At 70.1% G+C, this 26,265-nt stretch carries 22 protein-coding genes; 13 read left to right on the top strand and 9 right to left on the bottom strand.

The annotated features are described in order from the left end of the window. Positions 1-58: 58 nt before the first annotated feature. The 6 genes from G9272_RS24080 to G9272_RS44780 all read right to left on the bottom strand — a co-directional run bounded on the left by G9272_RS24080 (position 59) and on the right by G9272_RS44780 (position 7,280). Positions 59-1,789 carry a type IV secretory system conjugative DNA transfer family protein gene (locus G9272_RS24080; protein WP_171398483.1) on the bottom strand — a complete coding sequence of 577 codons (1,731 nt, stop codon included), beginning with the start codon at positions 1,787-1,789 and terminating at the stop codon, positions 59-61. Between the two features lie 56 nt (positions 1,790-1,845). After that, positions 1,846-3,234, bottom strand: coding sequence for a PQQ-binding-like beta-propeller repeat protein (locus G9272_RS24075; RefSeq protein ID WP_171398482.1), 1,389 nt, complete (start codon positions 3,232-3,234; stop codon positions 1,846-1,848). A 54-nt stretch (positions 3,235-3,288) separates the two neighbouring features. Continuing rightward, positions 3,289-5,406 carry a peptidoglycan DD-metalloendopeptidase family protein gene (locus G9272_RS24070; protein ID WP_171398481.1) on the bottom strand — a complete coding sequence of 706 codons (2,118 nt, stop codon included), beginning with the start codon at positions 5,404-5,406 and terminating at the stop codon, positions 3,289-3,291. A 7-nt stretch (positions 5,407-5,413) separates the two neighbouring features. Further along, positions 5,414-6,082, bottom strand: a complete 669-nt coding sequence (locus tag G9272_RS24065) for a hypothetical protein (protein ID WP_171398480.1) — start codon at positions 6,080-6,082, stop codon at positions 5,414-5,416. Positions 6,083-6,258: 176 nt separating this feature from the next. Further along, positions 6,259-6,621: a DUF4913 domain-containing protein gene (locus G9272_RS24060; RefSeq protein ID WP_171398479.1), complete on the bottom strand. Its 363-nt coding sequence runs from the start codon at positions 6,619-6,621 to the stop codon at positions 6,259-6,261. Between the two features lie 38 nt (positions 6,622-6,659). Next, positions 6,660-7,280, bottom strand: coding sequence for a hypothetical protein (locus G9272_RS44780; protein ID WP_216377908.1), 621 nt, complete (start codon positions 7,278-7,280; stop codon positions 6,660-6,662). A 335-nt stretch (positions 7,281-7,615) separates the two neighbouring features. Here G9272_RS44780 and G9272_RS44775 point away from each other — a divergent pair, with 335 nt between their 5' ends. The 12 genes from G9272_RS44775 (at position 7,616) to G9272_RS23990 (ending at position 21,458) form a co-directional block, all read left to right on the top strand. Beyond that, positions 7,616-9,298 carry a conjugal transfer protein gene (locus tag G9272_RS44775; protein WP_216377829.1) on the top strand — a complete coding sequence of 561 codons (1,683 nt, stop codon included), beginning with the start codon at positions 7,616-7,618 and terminating at the stop codon, positions 9,296-9,298. A 64-nt stretch (positions 9,299-9,362) separates the two neighbouring features. Beyond that, positions 9,363-9,626, top strand: a complete 264-nt coding sequence (locus G9272_RS24040) for a TrbC/VirB2 family protein (protein WP_142265350.1) — start codon at positions 9,363-9,365, stop codon at positions 9,624-9,626. Positions 9,627-9,690: 64 nt separating this feature from the next. Then, entirely contained in the window at positions 9,691-10,173 is a 483-nt protein-coding gene (locus G9272_RS24035; protein WP_171398477.1) for a hypothetical protein, read from the top strand. A 36-nt stretch (positions 10,174-10,209) separates the two neighbouring features. Further along, positions 10,210-13,200 carry an ATP-binding protein gene (locus tag G9272_RS24030; RefSeq protein WP_171398476.1) on the top strand — a complete coding sequence of 997 codons (2,991 nt, stop codon included), beginning with the start codon at positions 10,210-10,212 and terminating at the stop codon, positions 13,198-13,200. Positions 13,201-13,247: 47 nt separating this feature from the next. After that, positions 13,248-13,925, top strand: a complete 678-nt coding sequence (locus G9272_RS24025; protein ID WP_171398475.1) for a hypothetical protein — start codon at positions 13,248-13,250, stop codon at positions 13,923-13,925. Positions 13,926-14,039: 114 nt separating this feature from the next. Next, positions 14,040-16,292 carry a hypothetical protein gene (locus tag G9272_RS24020; protein WP_171398474.1) on the top strand — a complete coding sequence of 751 codons (2,253 nt, stop codon included), beginning with the start codon at positions 14,040-14,042 and terminating at the stop codon, positions 16,290-16,292. A gap of 41 nt (positions 16,293-16,333) precedes the next feature. Beyond that, positions 16,334-16,963, top strand: coding sequence for a hypothetical protein (locus tag G9272_RS24015; RefSeq protein ID WP_171398473.1), 630 nt, complete (start codon positions 16,334-16,336; stop codon positions 16,961-16,963). Between the two features lie 25 nt (positions 16,964-16,988). Further along, on the top strand, positions 16,989-17,612 hold the full coding sequence (locus G9272_RS24010; protein ID WP_171398472.1) for a hypothetical protein: 624 nt from the start codon (positions 16,989-16,991) through the stop codon (positions 17,610-17,612). Then, positions 17,609-18,817: a hypothetical protein gene (locus G9272_RS24005; protein WP_171398471.1), complete on the top strand. Its 1,209-nt coding sequence runs from the start codon at positions 17,609-17,611 to the stop codon at positions 18,815-18,817. The genes G9272_RS24010 and G9272_RS24005 overlap by 4 nt, the downstream gene beginning before the upstream one ends. Continuing rightward, positions 18,814-19,539, top strand: a complete 726-nt coding sequence (locus tag G9272_RS24000; RefSeq protein WP_253267921.1) for a hypothetical protein — start codon at positions 18,814-18,816, stop codon at positions 19,537-19,539. The genes G9272_RS24005 and G9272_RS24000 overlap by 4 nt, the downstream gene beginning before the upstream one ends. Positions 19,540-19,672: 133 nt before the next feature. Beyond that, positions 19,673-21,166, top strand: coding sequence for a WhiB family transcriptional regulator (locus tag G9272_RS23995; RefSeq protein WP_171398470.1), 1,494 nt, complete (start codon positions 19,673-19,675; stop codon positions 21,164-21,166). 34 nt (positions 21,167-21,200) lie between these two features. Beyond that, positions 21,201-21,458: a hypothetical protein gene (locus G9272_RS23990; protein ID WP_020129155.1), complete on the top strand. Its 258-nt coding sequence runs from the start codon at positions 21,201-21,203 to the stop codon at positions 21,456-21,458. A 62-nt stretch (positions 21,459-21,520) separates the two neighbouring features. Here G9272_RS23990 and G9272_RS23985 read toward each other — a convergent pair whose 3' ends face one another. Both G9272_RS23985 and G9272_RS23980 read right to left on the bottom strand, forming a co-directional pair. Continuing rightward, positions 21,521-22,069, bottom strand: coding sequence for a hypothetical protein (locus tag G9272_RS23985; RefSeq protein WP_171398469.1), 549 nt, complete (start codon positions 22,067-22,069; stop codon positions 21,521-21,523). Positions 22,070-22,235: 166 nt separating this feature from the next. After that, positions 22,236-22,808 (bottom strand): hypothetical protein, encoded by a 573-nt coding sequence (locus tag G9272_RS23980; RefSeq protein ID WP_171398468.1) that lies wholly within the window; start codon positions 22,806-22,808, stop codon positions 22,236-22,238. A 50-nt stretch (positions 22,809-22,858) separates the two neighbouring features. On the opposite strand from G9272_RS23980, the gene G9272_RS45965 reads away from it, so the two are divergent. Continuing rightward, the gene (locus G9272_RS45965) at positions 22,859-25,687 is read left to right on the top strand and encodes a hypothetical protein (RefSeq protein WP_171398467.1); all 2,829 of its coding nucleotides are present in this window, start codon (positions 22,859-22,861) and stop codon (positions 25,685-25,687) included. Positions 25,688-25,811: 124 nt separating this feature from the next. Here G9272_RS45965 and G9272_RS23970 read toward each other — a convergent pair whose 3' ends face one another. Then, the gene (locus G9272_RS23970; RefSeq protein WP_020129153.1) at positions 25,812-26,264 is read right to left on the bottom strand and encodes a heat shock protein transcriptional repressor HspR; all 453 of its coding nucleotides are present in this window, start codon (positions 26,262-26,264) and stop codon (positions 25,812-25,814) included. Position 26,265 lies beyond the last annotated feature (1 nt).

The raw sequence follows: 26,265 nt of genomic DNA, 5'->3' as shown, positions 1-26,265 counted from the left end.
AGGGGCCCGGAGGCGACTGCCTCCGGGCCCCTCCCCTGTGCTCCGTGCCGCCGTCGGCTCAGCGCGCCCCGGGGTCGTACTTCTTCAGCGAGGCCTGGACCTCGGCGGCGTACGCGCCCTCCCACCACGGGACCGTCTCGACCAGCACCGGCTTGGTGCCGGAGGCGAGGACGAGGGCCCGGCCGGGCGGCATCGCGCCGAGGTCGGAGACCTGGAGGACGCGTTCGCGGCGCGTGGACTCGCTGATCGCGCGGTTGCCGGACCAGCCGCCGAACTCCGACTCACGGCTGGTCTGGTACTCACGCAGCTCGTACTCGCCGGCCAACTCGCTCAGGTCGCCCAGGAAGCGGGTGTCCGAGACGCCACCGCCGTAGACGCGGACGTTCGCGGCGGACCACAGCTTCTCCATGCCGCGCTCGCCCCACACCTCGATGCCCTGCGCCCAGGACTGGAGGATCGTCATCAGGATGATCCCGCGCGAGCCGTAGTGCGAGTACAGGTCGGGCAGGGTCCGCCAGCGGCACACGTTGGCCGCTTCGTCGAGGACACCGACGAGGGGCAGCGGGAGACGGCCGCCGCGCTGGGTGGTGGCGTACTCCTCGGCCGCCTCGACGACGGCCACGGTCAGCGCGGTCACCAGCGGCCCGGCGGAGTCGCGCCCCTCCCGGCTCAGCGAGTACAGGGTGCCGCCGCTACGGACGAACGCGTGCGGGTCGAACTCGCCCGCGTACTCGTCGGCCGGGGGCGTGACCCACCGGTTGACCTCGGGATTGACCAGGCAGGACGCCATCTGCTGGGCGACGCCGTAGATGCCGCTGCGCTGCTTGTCGGGGGCGTTGATCACACCGGCCAGCCCGTCCGCGGACATGGCGTGTCCGGCGCCGCGCAGGATCCGCTCCGGGGCATCGTCCTTGGGGTTGGACAGCCAGGTGTAGATCTGGGTGATCGGCGCCTTGGCGCAGGCGGCGGCGAGCAGCAGGTTGGCGAGCAGGTCCTGGCCGGCCGGGTCGAAGAAGGCGTCGGTGGAGGCGTTGGCGTCCCGCGAGCCGCTGGCGAAGTGGTCGGCCATCTTGCGGGCCTTGGCCACGTCGGTGACGTACGACAGCGGGTTCCACCACCAGCTCGGCTCCTCCTGCGCGACCTGCTGCGGGTCGAACACCCACACCGGGCCGCGCGCGGTCCGCGGACCCCGGGTCGCGTCCACGATGTCGCGCTTGTTGGAGGTGACGAGGACGGCGCCGGGCCCGTCCAGGATGGCGGGAATGGCGCGCCGGGTGGTCTTACCGGTCCGCGGGCCCCAGATGTCGACGTGCATGTCCTCGTACGACCCGTACAGCGGCTGACGCCCCTTGACGGACCGTCCGATGAACACGCCGGGCGTGCCCGACTGCACCCCGAGGCGCTCGGCGGTGGCGGCCGCGCCCTTCATGGTCAGCTTGCCGAGCTCCTCGCCCTTCGCGAGGTGCTGGGCGGCACCGTCCACCTTGGGCTTGTTCCTGAACCGCTCCCGCACCCGGTAGGCGGCCAGGCCGAGGATCCCGACCACCACCGCCTCGCCGGCCGCGACGGCACTGGCCGCCGAACCCGGCCAGCTGTAGTCGCCCTTGATCACCTCTACGAGGAACGTCAGCGGGTTCGCGGGCGGCGCGGGCGCGTCGGCGTACCCGGCCCCGACCTTCGCCGCCAGCCAGGCACCGGCACCGACGAGGAGCACGACCGCGACGGCGATGACGATCTCGAAGGTCCAGTCGTCCTCGGCGCGGGGTTTCTTCTGCTGTTCTGCGGTCACCCGCGGGTCCGTCCTTTCTGGACTTCCTGGCCTGGTGGGGATCGGCCGGGTGCCGGTCAGGCCTTTGTCGCCAGGAAGGCGAAGAGGCCGTTGTCGGCGGGGATGAGTGTGTAGCCGTTCGTGGTGAACTGCGTGGGCGCGTTCGTTCCCTCGGGCAGCAGGCCGAGCAGGCTCTTGGTCCCCATCGACAGGGCCCCCTGGTCGTACTCGAGCTCCGCGAACAGGACATCGCCCGTCGTCACGGCCACCGGCCGGATCTCCTTGTCGTCGGCCTCCTGCCGCCACAGCTCGGCACCGGTCCGGGTGTTCCAGGCCACCGCTTCCCCGGCGAAGTCGACGACGGCGGTCGTGCCGTCGGGGGAGACGACGGGGACGTCGACCTGGCCGAACTCCTTGAGCGTGGTGCGCGGACCGACGGCCACGGTGGCCCCGGTACGCAGGTCGACCGTGGTGATCACCGCGTCGTTGGAGCCGCTCGCCGACCAGACGAGGATGCCCTGGTCGCCGTGGAGAGGGTAGAGCTCGGCATCCGGCTCCTCGCCGTCCTCGATCTGCGCAGCGACGTCTGTGGGCGGGGTGAGGTCCGTGGTGGTCCAGAGGGACTTGCCCGTGCCGCGGTCGATCACCGACACAGGTTCGTTCCTGCCGTCGCCCTCGATCGCGTAACCCTGTCCGGTGCCGATGGGGTCGGCCTCGGCGAGATTCGCCGGAAGCACGAGGTCCTTGCCACCGCCGACCGGGGCCAGGGTGCGGTCGTCGTTCCCTCCGCCGGGCAGAAGCACATGCCCGCGGATGACGGGCAGTCCCGCGTGCTCCTCGTCGGTGTAGGTGGAGCTGCCCAGCTTCGCGCCGCTGGGCGCGTACATGGTGTAGACGGTCTTCACCGCGGCCTTCTTCAGGCCGCTCGCCTCGGCGTTCTCGCAGCTGCGGATCAGCACGGCCGGGGAGCCGTCCTTCCAGGCGCCCACCTGGACCTGCATGTCGCGGCTGGGTGCGTCATTCACGGACGGGTCGTACGTGCACTCGACGGTGAAGGCCTTGCGCTCCTTACCGGTCGCCGCGTCGTAGAGGTGACCGACGAAGTGCGCCGTCTGCGGCTCCGTCTCGCCCTCCGCGACCGGTGCGGACAGGTCCTCGACAAGGAGGAAGGCGTCGCCGACCGCGCAGATGCCGTCCTGCCCCTGTTTGTCGGACGCGAGAGCGGCGTCGCCGGCGCACCACTGGGCGGCGTCGGTCTTCTGGGCAAGGCTCCACGCCGGCTTGGCGGAGAGCCCGGGGATCGGATCGCCGGGGTAGGCGGGCGACTTGGCCGCGGTCGCCGACGCGTGCGGGGAGGCCGATCCCGTCGCGTCCGTGCCCGCCGACTCGTCACCGCCTCCGCAGCCGGTGAGAAGTCCCAGGGACAACACGGTACCGGCGATGAAGGCGGTACGTGGCTTCGTCAACTTCCTTGCTCCATAAGGTGAGGTACGACAGGAGGGGCAGGCAGGCGCCAGGCCTCAGGCGCCCGCTGTGTTGTTCGTGCCGTCGCCCTCGACCGCGTTCGTGCCCTGCGGGATCGGGACGCGGTAAACGCCGGTGATCTCGGCCTGGTAGTCCCAGGTGCTGAACTCGACCGACTTGCCCGGGCGAGGGGCGTGGAGGATCTTGTGACCCTTGGCGTCCCAGACCAGCCCGACATGGCTCGACCTGCCGCCGCCCTCCGGCCCGAAGAAGATCACGTCACCGGGCTGGGCATCGGACAGATCCACCTTGTACTTGCTCAGGTAGGGCTGCTGCGAGTACGTCGTACTGCCGATGTCGATCTTTCCGTCGCTGGCCATGTAGTACGCCCACTGCGTGAAGCTCGAGCAGTCGAAGCTGGTGGGGTTCTGGCCCTGGAGGCGCGGTGCGCCGTACACGTACGGGGTACCGATGCCGCGCTGGGCCCAGCCCAGGACCGCGCGGATCACCGGGTCGTCGGAGTCGGGGATGACACCGGAGGCACCGGCCCCGTCGGGGGCGACGGCCGCGCCGCCGTTGCCCTCGGCGCACTGGGCGTACTGGTCGTCCCTGCTCTGCTCCTCGGAGCCGGGAACCGTGCCGTAGTCGGGGTTGGCGGTGACCCGGCCGTCCATCCAGGCCTTCGGGTCGACCATCCCGGGGCCCTGGTCCTGACCGGCGACGAACGGGTTGTCCACGCCGGGAACCCGGACCTCCCAGTGCAGGTGGGGGCCGGTGACGTTACCGGTGGCGCCGACCGTGCCGATCTGCTGACCGCGCTTGACGCTGTCGCCGACGGACACCTTGATCGTGGTCTGGTGCGCGTAGAGCGTGATGACGCCGTCCGCGTGCTGGATCTCCGTCTCGTTGCCGTACGAGCCGCCGGGGCCGGCGTGGACGACCTTGCCGTCGGCCGGGGCGTAGATCGGCGTACCCGAGGTGGCCACGAGGTCGAGGCCGGTGTGGTAGCCGAGGCTCCACATGCTGCCGTTCTGGTGGTAGGGCGTGCCCAGCGAGTAGGTGCTCTCCTTCATGGGCCACTGCCAGTCCTTGCCCCCCACCGCAGTGGGCTGCTTGGCCTCGGGGAAGGCGACGGTCGTCACGCTCGCGGTACTCGTCGTGCTCGCCAGACCTGTGCTGTACCCGGCCGGCGCCATGGCGGTGACGGTCTCGCCGTCGTCGTCCATCGGCGGGGTGGACCAGGAGCGGGCCGGAGACGAGGCGATGCTGAGGGCCTTGCCGGGCTGGGCGTCGTTGCCCACCGGCTCCGGGATGTCCGACTGCTGCCCGAGAGTCGGGAAGTCGGGGTTCTTCTCGACCGTCTCCTTCAGGTGCGCGTACCAGCGCTCGATGAGGTCCTGGTCACCGGTGAGCACCCCGCGGTACCGGGCGGCCTGGGTGAGGACGACCCTCGGGTAGATCGTGTTGGAGGCCGTGGAACCGGAGTAGTTCTGAAGCGCCTTGAAGGGCTCGGTCTCAGCCTTCTTGGCGTGCAGGAACTTGGCGGCGGCCCAGGCCGCGTCGTCGATGTTGTAGAGGTCCTTCTTGCCGTCGTCGTTGCCGTCGGAGCCGTAGTCCGTCCAGGCCGGGGTGCCGAACTGGAGGATGCCCATGTAGCCGAGGGAGTTCTTGCCACCGGGCGCGGCCGACTTGTCCTGGCCGTACTTGGTCTCCTGGTACATCTGCCCGGCGATGAGCGTCCAGTCGAGGCCGTCGTAGTTGGCGGCGGCACGCATCGCGGCGAGGATCATCTTCGGCGGTATCTCGGCGCGCGCCGTCGCGCTCGGCATGTACATCTTTCCGGCCGGCATGATCGGGTTGGTGGCGGCGGCATCACCGGTGTTGCCGGCGCTGGCGTTGTCGGCGTAGTCGCCGCAGGCCGCGTTCGACGCACCGTTGCCCACGCCGCCGACCATGCTGCCGATGAGCAGCAGGACCAGGAAGATCACGGACGCGGCGGCCAGTCCGCCACCGCCGCCGATGATCATCCACCATTTGAAGGGCTTGTCCTTCTTCTTGCCGCCGTCGCCGTTCTGGCCTCCCCCGGGCCCGGCCGCGAGCTTGCCCGCCTTCTTGGCGGACTTGGCGACCTTCGCGGCCTTCGCCGCGGCCGCGAGTACAGCGGGTGCCACCATGGCCGGCTCACTCCCCCGAGTCTTCGGAGGTCCCGACGTTGCCGAGACCGAAGACGTCGAAGCCGGACACCTCCCACTGACCGCCGTCCTCCTTGACGGTCACCAGCCACTCGTTCTCCTCCGTCGAGGACTGACCGCCGGAGGTGTGCGTTGCGGTCACCTTCACGAGGCTGGATATGGTCCGACCGCTGTCGCGCACCACGTCGTCGGCTATCACCGCGTCACGCTCGACAACCGCCGCGCCCTTGGACGAGCACTCCTCGGCCTGGCAGGTCGCCCACTCCTTGCCGGACGGCAGTACGGTCACCTGCTTCATCTGTGTGTCGCCGGTGGTGAGTGCGAGCAGCGGGGCGCCCCAGGCGGCTGCCTTGCTCGTGTGGTCGTAGGTGGTGAGCCCGGCCATGTACTTCGCCATGACGGCGTGAGCCTCGGCCACTTCGGCGGGCTCGACGATGGGAGTGGCGCCGCCGCCGGCCGCATCGGAGCCCGAAGAACCCGAGTCCGCGTCGGCGCCGTTCTGACCGCCGGAAGTGGCGGCCGGCGCCGCGTCCGCGCCGCCGCTGTCATCGTCGTCACCGTCGAAGACGGTGAACATCGTCAGCACGAGAATCAACAAAGCGCCGAGCACGACCAGAGGCAGTAGTGCCGTGCGCTTGTTCTCGGCAGGCAACTCCACGTTCCCGCGCCTCCCTTGTGATGGGCCGGTAACGGCGGTCGACGGGTGACCGGGACACGGTAGGTGGCGGCGGCGCGGCGAAGCCCGGCGCTTTCCCGGCAGGGAAAGCGCCGGGAATGGCCGGGCCGGGGTTTCGGGAAAGGAAGACGTCCACTGCGGTCACGAACGAAGGATCCTCATTCCGGACGCGCATCCACCGGCAACGGATCGAACGGGTAGGCCGTGTGCCCATCCTTGGGCGAACAGGCGGCGAACGGGCCCGAGTCGGCGTCCATCAGGACCCGCAGATGCGGGTCGGCATGGTGCAGCCACCACGTCGACATGCCGAGCGCCGGGTCCTGGCGCAGATGCTCCCAGGCCAGCCAGAGCGCCGACAGCCGGGCACCGGCCTCGGGATGCTCCCACCACTTCGGGCACCAGGTCGCCGAAGTGCCGTTGACACGGCGGCGGATCAACTGGGCGAGGTAGTCGGAGACGAAGACGAAGACGTCCGCAAAGTAGAACTCCGGCTCGGTGCCGGCCTCATCGGTGCTTGTCATCGTTGTCCTCTATCGGTCGGTCTGTAGCGGTCGCATGATCAGGTCAGGAAAATACCGAGCAGCAACAGCACCACCACGATCGCGCCCATCACGATGCGCGCCGTCGGATCCTCGCGTTCCCACAGGTCGTGGACGACCGTCCAGCCGCTCATCCGTGCGGCGCGCCCTCCTTGGAGGCGGGCGACCACCCCCTCCTGCTCCTCGTCGCCTTCCTCGCCGACCGTCGGCGACAACGCGGGATCCTCGTCGAAACCGACCGGCATCCCCTGCTGCTCCTGCGCCACCAGGACCATCTGCTCGAGGAGTTCGGGAATCGTGTTCGGCGTGAGGGGATAGGCGAAGGTCCCGTACGGCGTCTCCACGCACAGGCTGGCCTGCCAGGGGTTGCCGGGCTCATAGCCGTCGACCCAGGCGTGCTCGGCCTGGAAGACCTGCGGGGCCTGGGCCGGCTGAGGGGCCGGTACGGCGACGGGGGCAGGAGCCGGCGCAGGGGCCGGGGCCGGGGCAGGGGCAGGGGCCGGCGCCGGGGCCGGGGCAGGGACCTGCTGGACCGGCGGAGCCTGCTGGGGGATCTCCCAGGTGCGCGGGTCGGACTGCTCCGGGGGTTGCGGCTGCTGCGGGTACTGCGGCTGCTGCGGGTGCCCGTTGTGGTCGGTCAACTCTCGTCCTTCGCCGGGTCCGTCGGGTCCAGGGGGTGGTGCCGGGTGACGGTACCCAGCACCTCGGGCACACGCGCCCAGCGCATTGTGGGCCCAGGACGGGCCGGTACGGCACGGCACCTTCCCGCCGTGTCCCTGACACTTTTCCCGACCGGTTTCCTCATGGACACGGCATCGGGAATTCCCGCAGTCCCGGCGAGGAAAGCGACACCGGTCCGGTGACAGGTCTTTGTCACACTGCCAAGCGCACCTGGCCGGGCCAGGGCCCGTCGTGCGGTGCGGTCGTGAACCCGCCCAGGCGGACGGGGAACCGACTCGCTGGAGTAACCGACTCGATGACAGACCACAACAGCCCTGCTGGCGCGGTCGGCGGAGGCCAGCCTTCCGGGCAGCCCGGGTCCTTCGGTCCTTCCCAGCAGCCGCCGCAGCAGGCGTGGCAGGGGCAAGGGCAGCAGGCCCCCACCCCGCAACAGGCCCCGGCCCCGCAGCAGCCGCAGCCGCTGCCCTCCGACGCGGCCCGCGCCCAGGTCGCCGCCGCCTGGGTGCGCAGCACGCCCCGGGCCGGCCAGGCCGCCGTCCCGTCGCTGCCGCCGCGTGAGACGCGGCCCCAGGGCGAGTCGAAGAAGGAGAAGCGCGAGCGCGAGCGGGCGGCGCGCAAGGCGGCGTACGAGCAGAAGAAGGCGGAGAAGGAGCAGCGCAAGCGGGGCGGTACGGCGACGGCCGCCGCAGCCACCGCGCCGGCGCCCACGCCCACCACGGCTGCCCCCCACGCGCCCCAGCACGGCCACCAGGCCCCCGCCCACAGCTCCTCCACGATGTCGCTGAGGGCCACGGCCGCCCCGGCCCCGACGACGGGCGCGACCGCCCCGACCACAGGCGCCGCCACCCCCGGCCAGGCCATCCCGAAGCCCGCCCCCGCGCGCGACTTCGACGTGCCCAAGCCCGGCGGCCGTATCCCGGGTGGTGGGCGCCGCACGCACGTCGCGCTCCGCGCCACCCTGCTGATCACTACCTGCGTGTTCGCGCTGGGCTCGTGCGGTGTGATGGGGTTGGTGGTCGGCAAGTCGTCCGGCACCACCACCGCGGGACTGGACGAGGCGGACGCCACCCGGTACCGCCTCACCGAGTTCCCCACCGAACAGGCTGCGGCCTTCGCGGAGCAGTACGCGCAGCTCTGCATGACGTTCTCCCCGGACACCTCGTCCACCCGCCGCACCGACCTCGCCCGCTACGCCTCCGCCGGTGTCGATCCCGAGTGCGGCTGGAGCGGCGAAGGCACCAGCAAGGCCGTCTCCGTCACCTGGGACGGCACCGCCGAGAAGCTTCCCGAGTACGGCGACCACGGCCGCTACCTGGGCGTGCAGGTCCGGACGGACGACGGCACACTCACCACGCTCACCGTCCCCGTGTACGTGCAGAACCTCACGACGGGCGAGGGCATGCGCATCGCCGGCGACGTCGGCCAGATGCCGTTGCCGGCGCGTGCGGACGTGCCGGAGGTCGACCAGAGCGACGAGGTCGTGGACGACGCCCTCTCCACGCAGCTCCAGCAGAAGGTACTGCCGGGCTACTTCGCGGCCTGGGGCGCCTCCGACGCGACCGCGATGTCCCGCTTCATCACTCCCGACGCGACCCTGACGGCCACCACCGGCCTGTCCGGACGCCTGACGAACCCGGACATCGGCTCCGTCGTCGCGCTCGTGCCGTCAGGTGTCCAGGACACGGACCCCTACGCCTACGGCGTCGGGCAGGCCGTCCAGGTGCGCGTGGCCGTCGACTGGAGCGACGCAAAGGGCGTCGCCGTGCGCCGCGCGTACCGGATGACGATGGTGAACACGGCCCAGGGCTGGTTCATCAAGGACATCCGGGGCGGTGTGCTCGACGAGCAGGGCGGTCGGGCCGACAGCGACGACACCGACAGCGCCGCCGCGACGGGAAGCCCCTCCCCGTCCGTATCGGCCTCCCCTTCCACGTCCGCCCAGTCGTCCAAGGGCACACCGCAGCCCGGCAAGTCCTGACCGGGACCGCACCGCCCTCACCCCCCACCTCTTACCACCGCTTAACCACCCGAGAGGAATCACCATGTACCTGGCCGCCGGTACCACGCTGACGGACATGTTCGACAAGATCGAGGAAATCCTCCGCAACGCGGGCACCATGGTCGCCGTCATCGCCCTGCTCGTCCTCGGCATCCGCATGCTGATGTCGATGAAGCGCGGCGACGGTATGCGCGAGGCCTTCCAGGGCTTCGGCATGATCGCGCTCGCCGCCCTGATCATCGGTGGCGCCAGCGGCCTCGCAGGCGTGCTCATCGGCCTCGGCACGGAGATCGGCGGCGGCAACTGACCGACCGCTCGGGCATTGCTCGACAGTCCATCAGTTTCCGTCCCTATCAGGGGAGTTCGCAGACATGAGCCAGGAGGCGCCGGAGCCGCTGGTCGCGTACGACCACACCGATCTGGTCAACCGCCCCAAGCGGATCTGGAACTGGGGCAACATCCCGCTGCCGGGCCTGCTGCTGCCCGCGCTGGGCGCGGCCTTCGGCTTCGGGCTGATCTGGCTCATCGCTCTGTTCACGATGTCGGCGTTCCTGCCGTTCCTCGGCATGTCGATGTGGACGTCGATCCTCTACTTCGGGCCACCGTTCGCCGTCTACTTCGTCTGGGGACGGCCCCTGCCCTCGGCGCTCACGCTGAGCCAGCAGATCGTGGTGTGGACCGACTGGTGGTTCCAGCCCAAGCGCCTCCAGGGGCTCGCCGCCGACCAGGAACCCGAGGAGCTGCACTGGCAGGTCATCCTCTTCACTCCCGGTTCGCCCCGCTGGCAGTCCCGCTACGAGGCCGCGCGCCGGGCCGCCGCCGAGCGCGGCAGCGCCTTCTCCACCTACCGCTGACCCCTTACACGTCAACTACCCCAGGGTGACTCCTCCATGTTCATGTTGATCCTTTTGGGCGGGGCGGCCGCCTTCTTCGTGGTCGCCATGATCATGGCCGCCTCGTCGAGCAAGAAGAACGGCCAGGGCGGCGGCAGAAACTCCTCCGCCGCGCGCTCCAAGCCGTCCGGCTCGTCGGCCGCCACCCGTCGCGAGGACCTCCGCCTCCCCTACCGCTACGCCGACGACATGATCTTCGTGCACGGCGACTCGGTGTGGACGGGCATGGTCCTGCCCAACGCCATCGACGAGTACCTGAACGCCGGCGAGCTCCAGGCGATGGCCGAGGGCCCGGCCCGCGGTCTGCTCAACCTCGCCCGCGGCGACCGCAACGTCGAGTGCCACTACCGCAAGGTCTACCAGCCGATCACCGCGCTGACCTGGGCGGAGGACCTGAACGCGGTCGCCTGGGAGCCCACCGAGAACTACAAGGCGTACAACCTGCGCAAGGCCGAGTACCAGGAGCGCATCGGCGCCAAGCGCGAGCGCAACATCCTGCTGGTGAAGCTGGGTTCGCTGAAGCGCACCAACGGTGGCAGCGGAGTCGTCGCCCAGGACGACGAGCCGTACGACGAGCCCGGCCTGCTCCAGGGCGTCCGCGGCGCCGCCGACCAGGCCGCCGCCACCGCGACCGGCGTCACGGACGAGTACCTCTCGCCCCACGTCCTCGCCGAGTGGACGCAGGTCGCCGTCGAGGTCCACGAGAGCCTGGAGGGCCTCAAGGGCACCCCGCTCAGCCGCGAGGAACTCGTCTGGCTGATCCGCAAGCCGCTCCACGGCGACCTGCCGGTCCCGCCCGAGCCGGTGCTCGGCTCGCGCGCCTGGGGACCCAACCAGTTCGACCTGGTCGTCGACTTCTCCGGCGAGAACCGCAAGACGCACATCGTGCTGAACCAGTACGACGAGGTGACGGGCGAACAGCAGACCAGCTACACCACCACCCTCGTGGCCGCCAACTGGCCCGCGGAGACCCGCTTCCGCCAGTCGACCGCGTGGGCGCGCTACGCCGCCCAGCACGTGGACTTCCCCGTCGAGATCGACATGCGGTTCACGCTCATCCCGTACCTGAAGTTCAAGGACCGCGCCGACAAGATCCGCGGCAACCTGGTGGACGAGATGAACGACATGGCCAACTCCGGCCGCAGCCCCGACACCAAGCTGGCCACCCAGGTCACCCGCGCCCAGGAACTCGTCGACGACATCGACGAGCACAAGATGCCGGGCATGGAGGCGCAGATCCGCTTCACGATCTCGGCGCACGACGTGAAGGAGCTCGAGCGCCGGCGCCGCGTCCTGGAGATGCAGTTCAAGCAGGACCTGAAGGTCACCCTGCTGCGCCCGACCCGCCAGCAGTGGCGGCTGCTCCAGGCACAGCTTCCCGGCGACGCCCCCAAGCTGCCGATCGCGCCCTACCTCCGGCTCCAGGAGGTCGAGCAGCTCGGCGCCGGACTGCCCACCGCGGGCACGGAGCTGGGCGACAACCCCGAGCACCGTTCCGGCAAGCGCCTCGGCTGGGTCGGCAACCTGGTCGGCTGGGCGGGCAAGATGCCGGTCCACTACTCCCTGCACGTCGGCCCGGCCCGCAACGACGGCGGTGGCCTGGCCATCGTCGGCGCGTCCGGCGGTGGCAAGTCCTCGCTGGCCCTCCAGAAGTTCTACGAGGAGTCGGAGTCGGGCGTCCGTTGCCTGGTCATCGACCCGAAGACCGACTTCGCCCAGCTCTGCTACTACCTGGGCTTCGGCGCCCAGGTGAACGACCCGGCCTTCGCGGGAGACGCGGAAGCGGGCCTCCTCGGCACTCCGGCCAGCAAGTTCCAGCCGGTGAACCCCGAGTTCTGGGCCGAGACGGAGGTCGTCGACCTCCTGAAGGGCCAGGCCGGCGTCCTGGACCCGTGGGTCATCGCCAGGGACGTACCGGCGGGCCGCCTCCTCGCGGAAACGATGCTCCGGGGCTTCCTCGGCGACGAGGACTACCAGCGCGTACGCCTTCCCGTCATCGAGGGCATGGCGACCGTCATCGGCCGCTACAACTCCGCGATCCGTCAGGCCGTCGAGCAGGGCCTGACGGCCCGCGACGCCGAAGTGGCCGTCCCCCGACCGACGTTGTGGCAGGTCGTGGACGAGGTCGTCGCGGCGTACGACCAAGCGATGGCCAGCGGCGACCGAGAGGCGATCAAGGACCTGAAGCTCGCGCAGATGCTCCTGACCGAGCTGCGCACGCTCCCCTACGCCCGTCTCTCCTTCGCGGAGCGCCCGCAGCCCCTGTCCAGCATGCGCAAGCGCCGTACGGTCATCACCCTGCGCGGCTTCCAGTCGCCTGCGGCCTCCGACCCGCGCAGCTGGAACCCGGCGGAACGCCTCGCGGCGACGGCCCTCATGGCGGTCGTGGAGCTGGGCAGCCAGATGCTCGACGTCGGCTACGAGAAGAACCCGGTGACCGGCGAGATCGGCCTCCGCCCCAAGGCGCTCTTCGTCGACGAGGCGTACGTCGTCACGGCGACCGAGTCCGGCCGCGACCTGATGCGCCGCGCGCTGAAGCAGGGCCGCTCCTACCTGGCGGTCACCGTACTGATCACCCAGCAGGCCATCGACCTGGTCCAGATCGAGGACTCCGAGGCCCGCAGCGGTGGCGCGAACCAGATCCACACGGTCTTCGCCTTCAAGCAGAAGTCGGCGCAGGAGGCGTCCCTGGTGGCCCCGCTCCTGGGCCGCCCGGAGAACGACCCGAAGGTCATCGCGGCCCTCCAGGACCTCCGTACGGGTGTCTGCCTCCAGCGCGACGCGGACAAGCGCGTCGGCACGGTCGCCGTCGACCTGGTCTTCAAGGAGATCCTCGCCGCCACGGACACCAACGGCACCACCCGCCCGGCCCGCCAGGGCGTCAACCCACCGCTGAGCGTCTGGGACTGGACGTTCCTCCAGGAGGCGGAGGAGGACCCGGCACAGTCGGCGACCCCGGCGCAGGAAACAGCGACGGCGACGGCATGACGCGCGTCACCGGCCGCACCCGAACCGACCGAGGAGTCAGTATCCCCATGCGTCTGTACAGAAGCCTCGCCGCCGGGGCCGCGTCCCTCGCCCTGCTCGCGACGCTGAGCGGGTGCGGGTCGGACTCGGAAACCAAGACCGGCGCGGACTCCGTCTTCGGCTCGGACGGCTCCGGCAGCTCCGGCGACTCCGGCTCCGCGAATCTGCCCAGCGCGAAGACCTTGAGAGACGTCCAGGAGTTCATCACCGGCGCGGGGCTCCCGTGCGACAACCTCACGGACGACGAGAGCGCTCAGGGGACTCCTTCCGAGGGGTTCCTCGGTCCTTCGAACGACGACGATGACGCCACCCAGAAGGCCGAGGCCGACGCCTGGAAGATCAGCAAGTCCGGTTTCTGCGGGGAGACCCGGTCCGATACCGGCGGCTGGATCATCTACCTGCCGAGCGACATGAAGGGGTTCCAGGAGAACTACCGCAAGCAGGCCCAGGAGTTCGCGAAGGAAGACGGCTGGACGGACAAGCTGGCGCGCGGAAGATTTCTCTTCGGTGCCGACTTCATCGTCGATCCCACGAACTACCAGGCGAGCAAGACTCTCCTCGAAGCCGGCCTGCTGCTGGAGAACTGCGATCCCAGCTTCAAAGCCCCTGACGGATACCGCGTACAGGACGCGCAGGCGAGCGGCTGCGTGCTGACCAACTATCTCCTCGATCCCCTGGACCAGTAGGCAGACATGCCGTCCGGTGCTTGTCGACGGCCATGCACTGAGTAACTGCTCCGGCGACCGAGCCCGTACCTCGAGCACCTGACTCTGCCCACGCGTACCCCCGAAGGAATACAGATGCATCCGCGCAACGCACTGAGCCGTCGAATACGGAAAGCCGGTGTGGCCGCCCGCGCCGGCCTCTTTGTGGTGCTGGCGCTGATCGCCCTCACTCTGGCCGCGCCGAGTTCGGCATACGCGGACTTCGCCTGCAACTTCACCGGCGACGAGAGCTACCACATGGACTCGCCGGGCAGTAACGGCGAGTCCATCATGCCCGCCGTCGTGCAATGGAAGGACGGTGGCGGCTCCGAGAACCTCGGTGACCAGAAGGGAACGGTCAACGGCGCCTTCAAGGTGGAGGCGGACCAGGCCCAGCACTACACCCTGTACGAACTGAACGGCATGCGCGGCCTGAACTGGTCCATGACGTTCAAGGGAAAGGGTGATGCCGCCGAGGAGAACGGCTCGTGGGGCAGCGGAGCCGATTCCTGCCAGGTCATGGCCTATGTCAACAACGGCATAGCGGACGCCGTCTTCTACGGCACCAAGGTGCTGACCCGCTTCTCCATCTCCATCAAGGAGATGGCGTCCAACCCGAGCCCGTTCTCGGGCCTGTACACGGGCCGCGACAACGTCGTGACGACTCTGCGCGACACCGTCCTGAAGCCCGCCGTCGCGGTCATGATCCTGCTGGTCGGCCTCTGGGTCTTCACCAAATGGCGCAAGGGTGACATGCGCGAGGTGTGGGCGGGCGTCTCCTGGACCGCCCTGACCGTCATCGCCGTCATGGCCTTCCTCACCGGGAACAACTACGACAAGGTCGTCGAGAACTCCGACAAATGGATCGGTGACGCCAACTCGGCGCTCAGCTCCACCGTGCTCGCGGGTGTCTCGGGCAAGATGCAGAGCCCCTGCGACCTGCCGAACAACGGCAAGGACGAGCCGGGACAAGTGGGCCTTCGCCTGTCGAGCTGCGCCATCTACGACACGCTCGCCTTCCGCCCCTGGGCCATGGGGCAGTTCGGCGAGGCGGGCGCGAACTGCGTCTTCAGGAAGGACAGCGGGAGCGAGGTCTCCGAAGTCGACGGGACCTGCACATTCAGGGGTAAGACGAACTACGACTGCTATTGGGGACAGAAGGACGGCGCCCGCTGCGGGGACCTTCGCGTCCGTCAAGCCGTCGCCCAGTCCTGGACCAACGTCGACAGCCAACGCGGCGAAGACAAGCCGGACGGGGACAAGTTCGACGACTGGGAGAAGATCCGCATCGAGATCGCCGGGGGCGAGAAGACCCCGGACGGGAAAATCTACCCGGTGGCCTTCAACGACTGGGCCGGCAAGAACGCCACCGACCGGGTGGGCATCGCCTTCTACTCCCTCGTGGCCGCCTTCATCGTCGGCGTGATGGTCCTCGCGCTGAGCGCGCTCACCCTCCTGTGGCACGCGGTCACGCTGATCCTGGTCATGCTGCTGCCGCTGGTCGCCACGCTCGGCATCCACCCCTCCCAGCAGAAGCTGCTGAAGAGCTGGCTGGAGACGTTCATCCACAGCTTCGTGCTGCGCGCGGGCTTCGGCGTCATCCTGACCGTGCTGCTCGTGCTCTACCAGATGATCCTGCCCGCGCAGATCGCCCTCGGTACCCAGCTGCTCATGCTGCTGCTGGTCACCGTCGCCGTCGTGATGATGCTGAAGAAGCTCCTCGCCGGGAACTTCACCCCGCAGGTCGCGGGTGGCGAAGACGCCCTCGGCATCCGGGACGGAGCCAACGCCACCTTCGACAAGGCGGCCGCGATGGCCCCGGGCCTCGCCATCGGATCCGCCCGTGCCACCGGCCGCGTCGCGGGCACCACCGCCAAGGGCACGGCCCGTGTGACCGGCAGCGCGGCACGCGGCGGCGCCTGGGCCCTGGACAAGTTCGCCAACAAGGGCCGGGGACGGGCCGCACTTCAGAAGCGAGGCTGGCTCGGCCAGTCCAAGCGCGAGCAGCAGCAGACCGCGTACCGGTCGGCGGAGGCAGCACGTGAGGCCCAGGAGGCGAGGAACCGCCCGCCGGAGGAGCAGGAGGCCCAGTCGCCTCCCGCCCCCAAGCGCGGCCGCCGCGTCAGCGACTCCGGGGGCAAGCAGGCCCCGCAACAGTCCGTGCCGCCGACCGAGTCCCGCCCGGCTCCCGCGCCGCAGCCACAGCCGGCTGCGCCACGCCCCCGCCCCGCCCCGGTCGAGGCGCCGCCGGCCCCTCGGCCGCAGACGCCGTCGGCGCCTCGGCCCCAGACGCCGCCGGCAGCCCCTCCGCCGCCCCGGGACCCGCGCGGCCCCAGCGGCCGAGTCTGACCCCGCCCACCTGCCCGTAAGCAGCACCGAGGAGCCACTCCATGCCCGTCCTGACCGCCGACCGCACTCCCGACCAACTGGTCGCGGAACTGGAGCGGCTCGTCGAGGTGGACTGGCCCACGGTGTGGGCAGGGGTCCCGGACGACGAGGAGAAGCGGACACACTGGTGCACGGGGTTCGGCTGGCGGCCCCTGTGGTTCGAGGCGGGCCAGTGGGTCCGGACGGCACAGGGCAGCCGCCTCCACCTCGCCTCGGTCGCCCCCGCCCGCCCGGTGACCCGCGTCGAACACATCCTGTGGTCGGTCCGCGCGGGTGCGGCGGCGGAGAACGAGGCACTGATGTCCCTCACCGCCCGGAAGTGGCCCGCGTACGTCGCCGCCGTCCAGGCGGTGCTGAGCGTGCCCACCTGGTCCGGCGACTGGGACACGGCCGGATTCCCGGACTCGCCCGGCCGCGCGTACTGGCAGGACGCCGAGTGGCGTGCGGAACACCGGGACCCGTACCGGCTGGCGGTGTGGTCCTTCCGTACGCCGGGGGCACCGCTGTTCGTGCTCAGGGCGAACCTCGCGGCGGGTACGGCGGCGGGTTGGGGGCCGGGCAGTGCGACGATCTCTCTCGCCTGCCATGGACCGGCCGATCCCGAGAGCGACGGACCCGGCTGGCTGTTGTGACGACGACCGAGACGAGAGACTGATCATGGGCCTCACTTCAGGACCCCAGGACCGCACCCCGCAGGAACTGGTCACCGAGCTGCGGGGACTGACCGACGTGGACTGGCCGACCGTCTGGTCCGGCCCGCCCCGTCCGGGCCAGGGTCTGGACATGTGGTGCGCCCAGTTCGGGTGGACTCCGCTCAGCTTCGAACGGGTGCTTCAGGTACGGACCGAGACGGGGGGCGAGTTGGTCCTGAACGCGCCGGGCGGCGGTTGGGCGCCCGTGAATGCCGTCAGCCACTGGGTCTGGAGTGCCGGAGCCGAAACCGCGGCGGACAATCCCGCGGTGCTGGCGGAGGCGGCTCGGGCATGGCCGGTCTACCTGACGGCAGCCTGTTCGGCACTGGGTGAACCGGCCTGGGAGGGCGCCTGGGACTCCGAGGACTTCCCCGACTCGGTCGTCGGCGGGGAGATCGCCGACCAGGAGGTCCGGATCGAGGAGCAGGACCCGTACCGGCTGGCCTACTGGCTGCCTCCGTCGAGCACCGCCCCGCTCATCGTCCTGCGCATCGCCCTCGCGGTGGGAACGGCGCAGCACGACTGGGACGGCGCCGCGAATCTGTCCGTGCAGTTCCGTCCGCGCCCCGTCGAGAGGGGAGCAGTGTGAGCACCCAGCCGATCCCGGAGGACATCGAGGTCCTCGCCGTCCGACTCGCCAACGAGGAGGCAGGGCGCGCCGCCGTAGCCAGATCCGCCAAGGGCCGCCGCGAGATCGTCCAGCGTCTGCGGACGGAAGCCGCGGCCCAGGGCCTTCCGGTCAAGGAGTACATCGAAGCTCTGACCAAGGACCCCAAGGGGGTGACACCCCCGCATGACACGGCCCCCACCAGCGCCTTCTGGTCGTACGGAATCGACCATCCGGATGCTCCGACGAACCGCTGGAACGAGAACTTCCTCGACAACCGCTATATCGCCGAAGCCTGGGCGACCTTGCAGAACGACCGGCAGGCGGGTTCCGCGCGGACACTCGAGACGACCGAGGGCGGCCGCAGGCTGAACGCTATGTACCTCTGGGAAGCGGAGGTCCTGACAGCGCTCGGTGGAGCCGACAAGGGCTTCACCGAGGACTGGACTCGCGAGTGTTGGGCCACGATCTCCGAAACGTACGCCACCGAGGCGAAGGGCCCCGTCGCCGTCTTCGCCCAGTACGCCGACACCCGCTCGATCCTCTACAACCGCGAGCTCCCCACACTCCAGACCAACACGGACGTCGGTCTCGACAACATCCACTTCGCCTACGAGGCTCCGCAGACGTGGCCGAAGGAGGCCCGGACCGAGGTCGGCACCGATTCGGCGCGTGCACAGCTCCAGTTCAACGACCCGACCATGGCGCACTACGTCGACCCCAAGACCTACCCGGACCAGGACCCCACGGCACGCAGGGCCGTCCTGGACTCGGAGTTCGCCTCGGTGACTGCCGAGCGCAACGAGCGCGCGGCCGAGAAGAAGGCGGAACAGACAGCCGCGAAGACGACCGAAGCGGAACAAACGGAACCAGCAGAACCAACGAAGGAGACGAAGGAGACGAAGGAGGCGAAGGAGACGAAGGAGGCGAAGGAGACCGAACAGGCCGAGCAGACGGCGAAGCCGATGAACGAGGCGAAGCCGATGAACGACGCGAAGCCTCAGCCCACCGTCGAAGCGAAGGAACAGGGCAACCCCAAACCCTCCGCCTCCGTCCCCCTGTGGCAGCTCGGCTTCACCCCCAAGCCGGTCGCCGTCGAAGCCGGTTCCTCCGGCCCCGCGGCCGCCTCGACGGCCCCGCCGGCACCCGACCTCCAGAAGCAATCCACAGGACCGGGGCTCGGATGAGCGCGAAGACGAGCAAGAAGCCGAGCAAGAAGCCGAGCCCAAGGCCGACGCCGACCACGAAGTCGAAGCCTGGGACGACCCCGAAGGCGCAGCGGAGCACCCCCGTCGCGGAGCGCCCCGCAGGACCCCTGCCCGGCCTCCGCCGCCTTCTCCACCAGGACAAGAACGACCCCTGGGCGGTCAAGCTCCTCCCTCGCGTCGTGTTCGGCCTCGCCGCCGCCTACACGCTCTTCGCCATCGCCTCGGAGAGTGGCTCAAGCTTCGTCACGGTCTGTGCCCTGATCGTCCTCGGCGGCCTGCTCTGGCTGCTCCGCCGGCGCACCCAGCTCCTCCTGGGCCTCGGAGCGACCATCCTCTCCGCCGCGTTCACCGGCTACTTCTCCGCCGTGGGCGACTCGGCCCGCATGTCCACCAGCGCCACCGTCACCGGCCAGGCCGCCCTCGGCTACTGGGCACTCGCCGGAATGGCACTCCTCGGCGCCTGGATGGTGAAGGAGCACCCGGGCCGACGGGGCGTCACCGTGGTGCTCGCGGATGTGATCCTCGTCATCGCGTCCGTCGTCGGGATGTTCCTGCCGGAAGCGGGTGTACCGCTCGGTTTCCTCGGCGTGATCGGCGTACTGGCGATGCGCGGAAGCAGCGCGAAAGCGGTTGCAGGCCGGGCCCGCCAGGCACTTGGCCGCCTGCGGACGCGCAAAGCCAGTGACCCGACGGACAGTTGAGGCCCGTGTGAACGTTTCGTCTCGTCACTGTGCCAAGTCGGCACACGCTTTGCAGATGCGTTGCACCGGGTTGACGGAACGTTTTAGAGTCCCCCCCGATCACGTATCACCACGGGGGACAACACACATGCCTATGGCCAGCCATACGGCGCTGCCCACGCGCCCCGCGCGCGGGGCGGTACGGGGAGCGGGGGCGGGGGCGGGGGTCCACACTCCCGACGCCGCTCTGCCCTGCCAGCGCCGACCGGACGTCTTCCAGCACCCGCTGCTGGAGGCGCCCACGGACATTCCGTACACCTCGCCCGAACAGCGCCACCAGCACCTCGTACTGCTCCGCACCGCCCGCGACCTGTGCGCTTCCTGCCCGTTGTGGGCGGAATGCCTCCAGGACGCCGTCGCCCACGCCGAGCCCTACGGCTACGCGGCCGCGACCACTCTGGACGACCGTCGCTGGATCCGCCGCGCCCTCGGCGTCGGCGACGCGAACGGCGACCTGCCCACCCACACGGTGGACGGCCCCGGCGCGGGCCCCGGCTACAGCTCCGGCGAAACGTCCCGCCGTCTGCTGCGCCTGCGCTCCCGCAGCACCGACACCGCCGCCCGGCACGACACCGAGGGCGGCCGGCCCGCGCTGGAGCGAATCCTCGACGCGTTCGACGCGCGCCAGGACCAACTGGCCAGGCCACGACGCGAGTTGCCCGCCATCCCGAGGCAGTTGCACGAGCACACCACGCCACAGCAGACGTACGGCAACGGCCACCATCCCAGACACACCCACCCGGAAAGCAGGAGCGAGGACATGGCAGCGGCCGAGTCCGGGCAGCGGATCGCCTTCTCGTACGAGGATCCCGCCCAGGCCGTACGACAGGCTCTGCTGGCCCCTCTGATCCGCTCCGCCCTGCCCACGCTCACCGGCCTGGAGCAGCTGGTCACAATGCTGGCGAGCGTGCCCGGCGGCGAGATCGCGCCGGAGATGCCGGACACCATCCGCGCCGCGCGGAAGGCCGTGGAGGCACTGGCTCCGGAAGGGGGCCGGGGCTCCTGCGACTCCGCCGAGGCCACCCCGGACACCGCCGGCCCGCTCCGCGCGCTCACCGGCTCGGTCTCCGTCGAACTCGCCACCACCGACCCGGTGGCGGCTCTGCGCCGCGACTTCCTGGAACCGCTGCTGCGCGAACTGGCCTCCTCCCTCGCCAACATAGAGAAGGTGGCGACCATGCTGGCCGCGACCGAGGCATCGGACGGCGACGAGATCCACCTGGAGCCCATCCGCACCGCACTTCAGGGCATCCGCGCGTGCCTCCCGCATCCGGCCCCGACCGGCAAGACGTCCACCGGCACGGGCCAGGCCGCCACCCTCGTACCCTCCGGCGCCCCCAGCATCCGGGCGGCCGTGGAAACGGCCGTGTCGACCTTCCCCGGCCCCTTCTCCGCACGTGACGTCCTGCGCGCCCTCCCGCCCGGCGTCTACGGCGACCCCTCGAAGACGATCAGCAACGTACTGTCCGCCCTCGTCAAGTCGGGCCGCCTTCAGCGCCTCGCCCGAGGCACGTACGCTCGCACCGTCGACGTCACCATGGACGTCACCGTGGACGTCCCCGAGCAGGACGAGGCGAAGAGCGCCTGAGCCGGAACCGAGCCGGAAGGAACCCAGACCCCCGATGACCGAACCGACGCCGCCACCCCCCGCCACGGCGGACGCCCAGGTGCACGTCTTCTCCCCCAACGCCGGCCTGATCGACGGCGTCCCGGTCACCGCCCCGCCCTACGGCGACATCCAGGACGTGGTCCTGGCGATCCTCCAGCAACGCGCCCAGCAACTCGGCGCCCCCACCCCGGCCACCATCACCGACAACCGGTACGGCGGCGCGATCCGCCTCCTGATCCACCCGGACGGCACGACGGAACAGCTGGGCTGAGACAGGACGTACGACAGGTCCAGCCCTTCCCTCGGCAGCGGAGCGGGTCGGAGACCGGGGGATCACCAGTACATCGGCTCCTCCCACTCCCACTCGTCCTCCGGCCGCAGTGCGCCGTGGAACCGGGTGACGTGTATGCGGACCACCAACCACCGCTGGTCGACCGCCTTCCGGTAGATCTCTTCCGGAAGCAGGTCGTAGTACCCGCCGACCTTGGTCACCAGCTCGCGTCCCACCGCGTCCCCGGGCTCCCGCGACGGTTCGGAGAACTCCGCTCTCCCCTCCGCGGCAGCCCACCAGCTGTGGTTGTGGGCCTCTTTGGTCACGCGCACCCAGGGCTTCCCCAGGAACTTCCGGGCGACATCGTCGTCCTGCGCCACGCCCAACCGCAGGATGCGGTTCCAGCGATCCCAGCAGATCCGCTGCTCGGGTCCCTGCGGCTCGACCGTGGTCCGGGTCATCTCCGCCAGGTCGACCCACTGTTGCACCACACCCTGGCCGCTGTTGAAGACGCCGTAGCTCGTGAGATCGAAGTGCTGCCTGGCTTCGTCCGCCGTCAACGGATGCCCCTCGCGCTGCCAACGGGTGGCATCACCGAACGTGTACCCCATGCTGTCCCCCGATCCGTCCCTCGCCTGCCGATCATGCCCGAGCCCGTCCGGCGGTCCTCCTGCGCCCACCGGCGGTCGACGGACCCGTCGTGCGGCCTTCGTGATCAACTCTGAGGGTGAGTGAATCCCAGATCGCCGAAGACGAGGCGCACCCCGAGGCCCGCAATCAGGCCTTGGGGGCGGTGTCGCCGGGCGGGCTGCTGTGCCTGTCGATGTTGGCGAGCACAGCCCTCGCGTTCTTGATGTTCATCTCGAGGATGTCCCGGTCGAAATTGCCCGGATCACGTCGATACCCGGCCTTGCCCGCTTCGGATGTGAAAGCGGCGGCAGGTACCGCGTCCTGGCCAGGCGGAATGAACTTCGGGATCTCTTCGAACGCCGCGACCGTATAGGCCACGGCGTCACGCAGCTTTCCATGCTCGGACTTCGGCGTGTTGAGCAGCTTGATTCCCGTCGATTCGGAAATACGGAAGCCGACCTCGGCGAATTCCCACGGATCGATGATCTGCGACGGTTCCCGGCCGCCGAACGCAGGGGGAGGCGGCGGAATCTCCTCGGCCATGCGGAAGACGAATCGGCGTGTCGTACCGCACTGCCGGCAAGGCCCCTCGTACACCGCCACGATGTCATCGCCGTGCTGCTCCAGCCGGTGCTGCCGATCGAAGTCACCGGAGCCGCATTCGCACGGGTGCAGATCCATGTACAGGTGAGCTTCGAAGGCTGATCGCGCTGTCAACATGACATGATCCTAAGGGCCGTTGACGGGGGCGTACATGGAGGTACGGGGGAATGCCGCAACCGGAGTCCGCAGAGTTCACCGACGAGCAGTTGCGCATACAGCAGGCAGCGCTGATCGCAGCGGCAGGGCGCGATCTGGGCGCGGTGTCCGCCGCCGTCCTGGGAGATCGACTCGGCTCGTTCGACAAGCGACAGACGAAGCAGAAGCAGCAGTACTTCCTTCTGAAGGACGCGCAGGGCGCCTCCCTGACGATCTGGCTGGATGCCGTCCCGATGGAGTCGGGTGCCCTCACCAACACCATGACGAACACGACGACGGACCAGTACATCGTCCACGTCTCCGACCGTCTGCCGGTCGAGAACCTGTCCCGCGTCCTGGCCCACGAGGTGGGCGAACTCCTCGCCACGCACGACCGGTCCAGCGAGGGACTGGCACCGGTGCGCGAGCACTTCCTGACACAGGGCGCCGAGATCGGTGATCGGCACGAGCTGTCCAGCCGGGACCACGGAAGCATCGCCGAGCTCAACTGGCTCGCCCACCAGGCCTCTGCGGTGGAAGCCCCGCAGGAAGAACGCGCCGAAGCCCGTACGCAGCTGTCGTCCCTGCTCGACCAGCTCGGCATGCGCCCGACGGCCGCCATGTCCGAGACGGCAGCACACGAGGCCGAATCAGAGGCCGCGGAGACCCGCCGCTACATCGCGCAGCGGGCCCTTTCCTCAGACGCCCGACGTCTGGTCGACGCCCTCGCCCACCCCATAGAGAACCTCTCCCCCGCCGACGCCACCGCGCTCCAGGCATCCCGGGACGCCGCGCTCCGGGCCGAGCGGCAGGTCGAGGCTTTCATCGGGCGGCGTGAAATCACCATGCCCATGCCCGGCTACGACCAGAACGGCCTGCCCCTCCCCCGCGACCAGTTGGAACCCGCCGCCGAGCGGTGGGCGGAGTACCGCGCCCAGGTCAGCGAGCGCACCGTGCAGACGCTGGAGGGACAGCTCGCCGGTGGGCAACTCCCGCTGCGCAAAGTCGTGATCGGCGGTGGCGCGAGTCTCACCGGGCGCGATCCGGAGGCGCTGCTGGTGGACGGGGCGGGCCGTTGGCACCTCGACCCCGGGGACGGCATCGTCCAGTCGGCGGACCAGGACCGGGATCTCGCGCAGTGGATGGGCGTCGACCCGTACTCGGCGGTCGAGGATCCCCGGCACCGCATCTCCATCCACGCCGTCCGGGTCTGGGAGGACCAGCTCGCCACCCAGGGCGACGTGGTGAACGGCCACGCCCGTCTGCGCCTGGGGCGGGACGGCGAACTCCTGGCCGAAGTACGCACGTTGGGCGAAGACGGCAAGGAGAGCGCGACTCCCCTCTGGGTGGCCTGCGACGGCACCCCCAGCATCGCCACCGGCCTCACACCGGAGCTCGTACCGGGAACGCCGCGCGGAGACTTCCCCGTGGAGAGCCGCAGCGAAGCCGTACGGCTGATCAGCGATCGGCTGAGGGAGCTGGAGGGGCAGGGAATCGCCGGTGCGGGCGAGATGCGCGCCTGGCTGACCCAGGCCGAGCGGAGCGGAGCGGACGCCGGTACCGTGCTCGGCGCCCTGAACTCCTCCCCGGCGCTGAAGGACGCGCTCACGGCCGGCCTGGGCACCGCGGACGAGACCCGCATGGGCAACTGCTTCACCGCCCTCGACTCGACGCAGAAGTGGGAGGCGGCGCGTAGAGCCGCGGAGGGGCGGGCGCTGCTGGGCGACGAGGTCGCCGAGAGCCGTTTCGATCCGCACGCCGCCAAGGAGTGGATCGTCGTGGGTTCCGGCGGAACCGCCGTCGCCAACGCGGAGATCATCCTGATCCAGAATCCGGACGCCCACGTCACGATCATCGGCTCGAAGCCGCCGCCTGCCCTGAAGCATCAGGTCCAGTTCCCGGCGATGGAGCAGAGGTACGGCCATGCCGAGGGCGGCGAGAAGCGTCTGACCTTCGTCGAGGCCCGCGTCGGGGCCATCGAGACCTACCAGGACGAGCAGGGCGAGACCCGTTTCCAGGTCCCCTACGTCGAGAAGGGAACCGAGGAGCGGAGAGTGGCCCGCAGCGACGGCTATGTCACCAGCCTCGGCCGCACCAACCCCCTGCCGCCCGCCCTCCAGGTCCTCGCCGACGAGGTACGCGACCGGGGCGGCGAGATCTCCGGGGACCTGCTGTTCGACAAGGACGACCAGTACATCGGCTACGGGCTCACCTTCGCCGTGGACGGCAGGGAGCACCGCGTCGACGTGGACGGCGCGGCCTCCTGGCAGCTGCCGCGCGAGATCTTCGCCCCGGAGACGCGAATCCAGGCCGAGCTGAACGCGATGGGCGTCCGCGGTCTGCCGTCCGAGACCGGCAACGCGGCCCCCGGCTTCTCCCCGATCGCCCGCCAGAGCGCCCTGCGCGCACGCGCCGTCGCGGCGGCAGCGGCGGGCGACCCCGAAGCCGTACGACGGATGTCGACGATCCCGGAACGCTGGCAACGCCCGGACCTGGGCCAGGGGGCAACTCCCCCGACCACCGGCCCCCAGCCCCCCGCCCTCCCCCAGGAAAAGTCCGAGCCCACAACGGAACGGAACCCGAGCCCGGAACGGGACCCGAAGCCCGTCACCACCCCCGGCCCAGCCCCAGCACCGGCCCAGCCCACAACCCAGGCACCGGCACCGGCACCGGCCCAGTCCTCAACCCCGGCTCCGTCCCCGACCCCCTCCCCCGCCCCGGGTGTCTCCGGTTCGCATCTCTGGCAGATGGGTGTGCCCCGGGGTGGTGCCAACCGGCCGCCCGCCCCCGCCCAGCAGCCGCCGCAGCAACAGCCGCCGGGCCTTGAGCGGCCTGAGCCGGGTGTCGGCATGGGCGACTGACTGCCGGACGAGGACAGGACGGGCCGGGCCGGGACAGGCCGGGACGGGACGGCCGTACAACACAGGGAAGGGGCCCGGAAACGAATCTCCGGGCCCCTTCCTTTTCGCTACGTACTGCCAGGCGTCAGTCCGTCGGCTGCTGCCGCTTCGGCCGCCAGACCACCAACGCGCTGGTCTGCTGCACCTCCTGGTACGGCACCAGGTCCCGCCGGTAGGAGGCGTGCACCGCCGCCTCCCGCTGCTGCATCGCCGCGGCCGCGCCGTCCAGCGCGGCCTCCAGCTCCGCGGCCCTGGCCTGGAGCGCGGCCACCTGGTTCTCCAGCTCGATGATCCGCTTGATGCCGGCCAGGTTGATGCCCTCGTCCTGGGACAGGGCCTGCACCGTGCGCAGCAGCTCGATGTCGCGGGCCGAGTAACGGCGCCCCCGGCCGGCGGTGCGGTCGGGGGAGACAAGACCCAGGCGGTCGTACTGGCGAAGCGTCTGCGGATGCAGGCCCGAGAGCTGGGCCGCCACCGAAATGACGTAGACCGGAGTCTCCTGGGTCAGTTCATACGGGTTACGCCGACGGCCGTCCATC

Source organism: Streptomyces asoensis (assembly GCF_013085465.1).
GTDB lineage: Bacteria > Actinomycetota > Actinomycetes > Streptomycetales > Streptomycetaceae > Streptomyces > Streptomyces cacaoi_A.
This window is presented reverse-complemented; position numbering and strand designations above follow the sequence as displayed.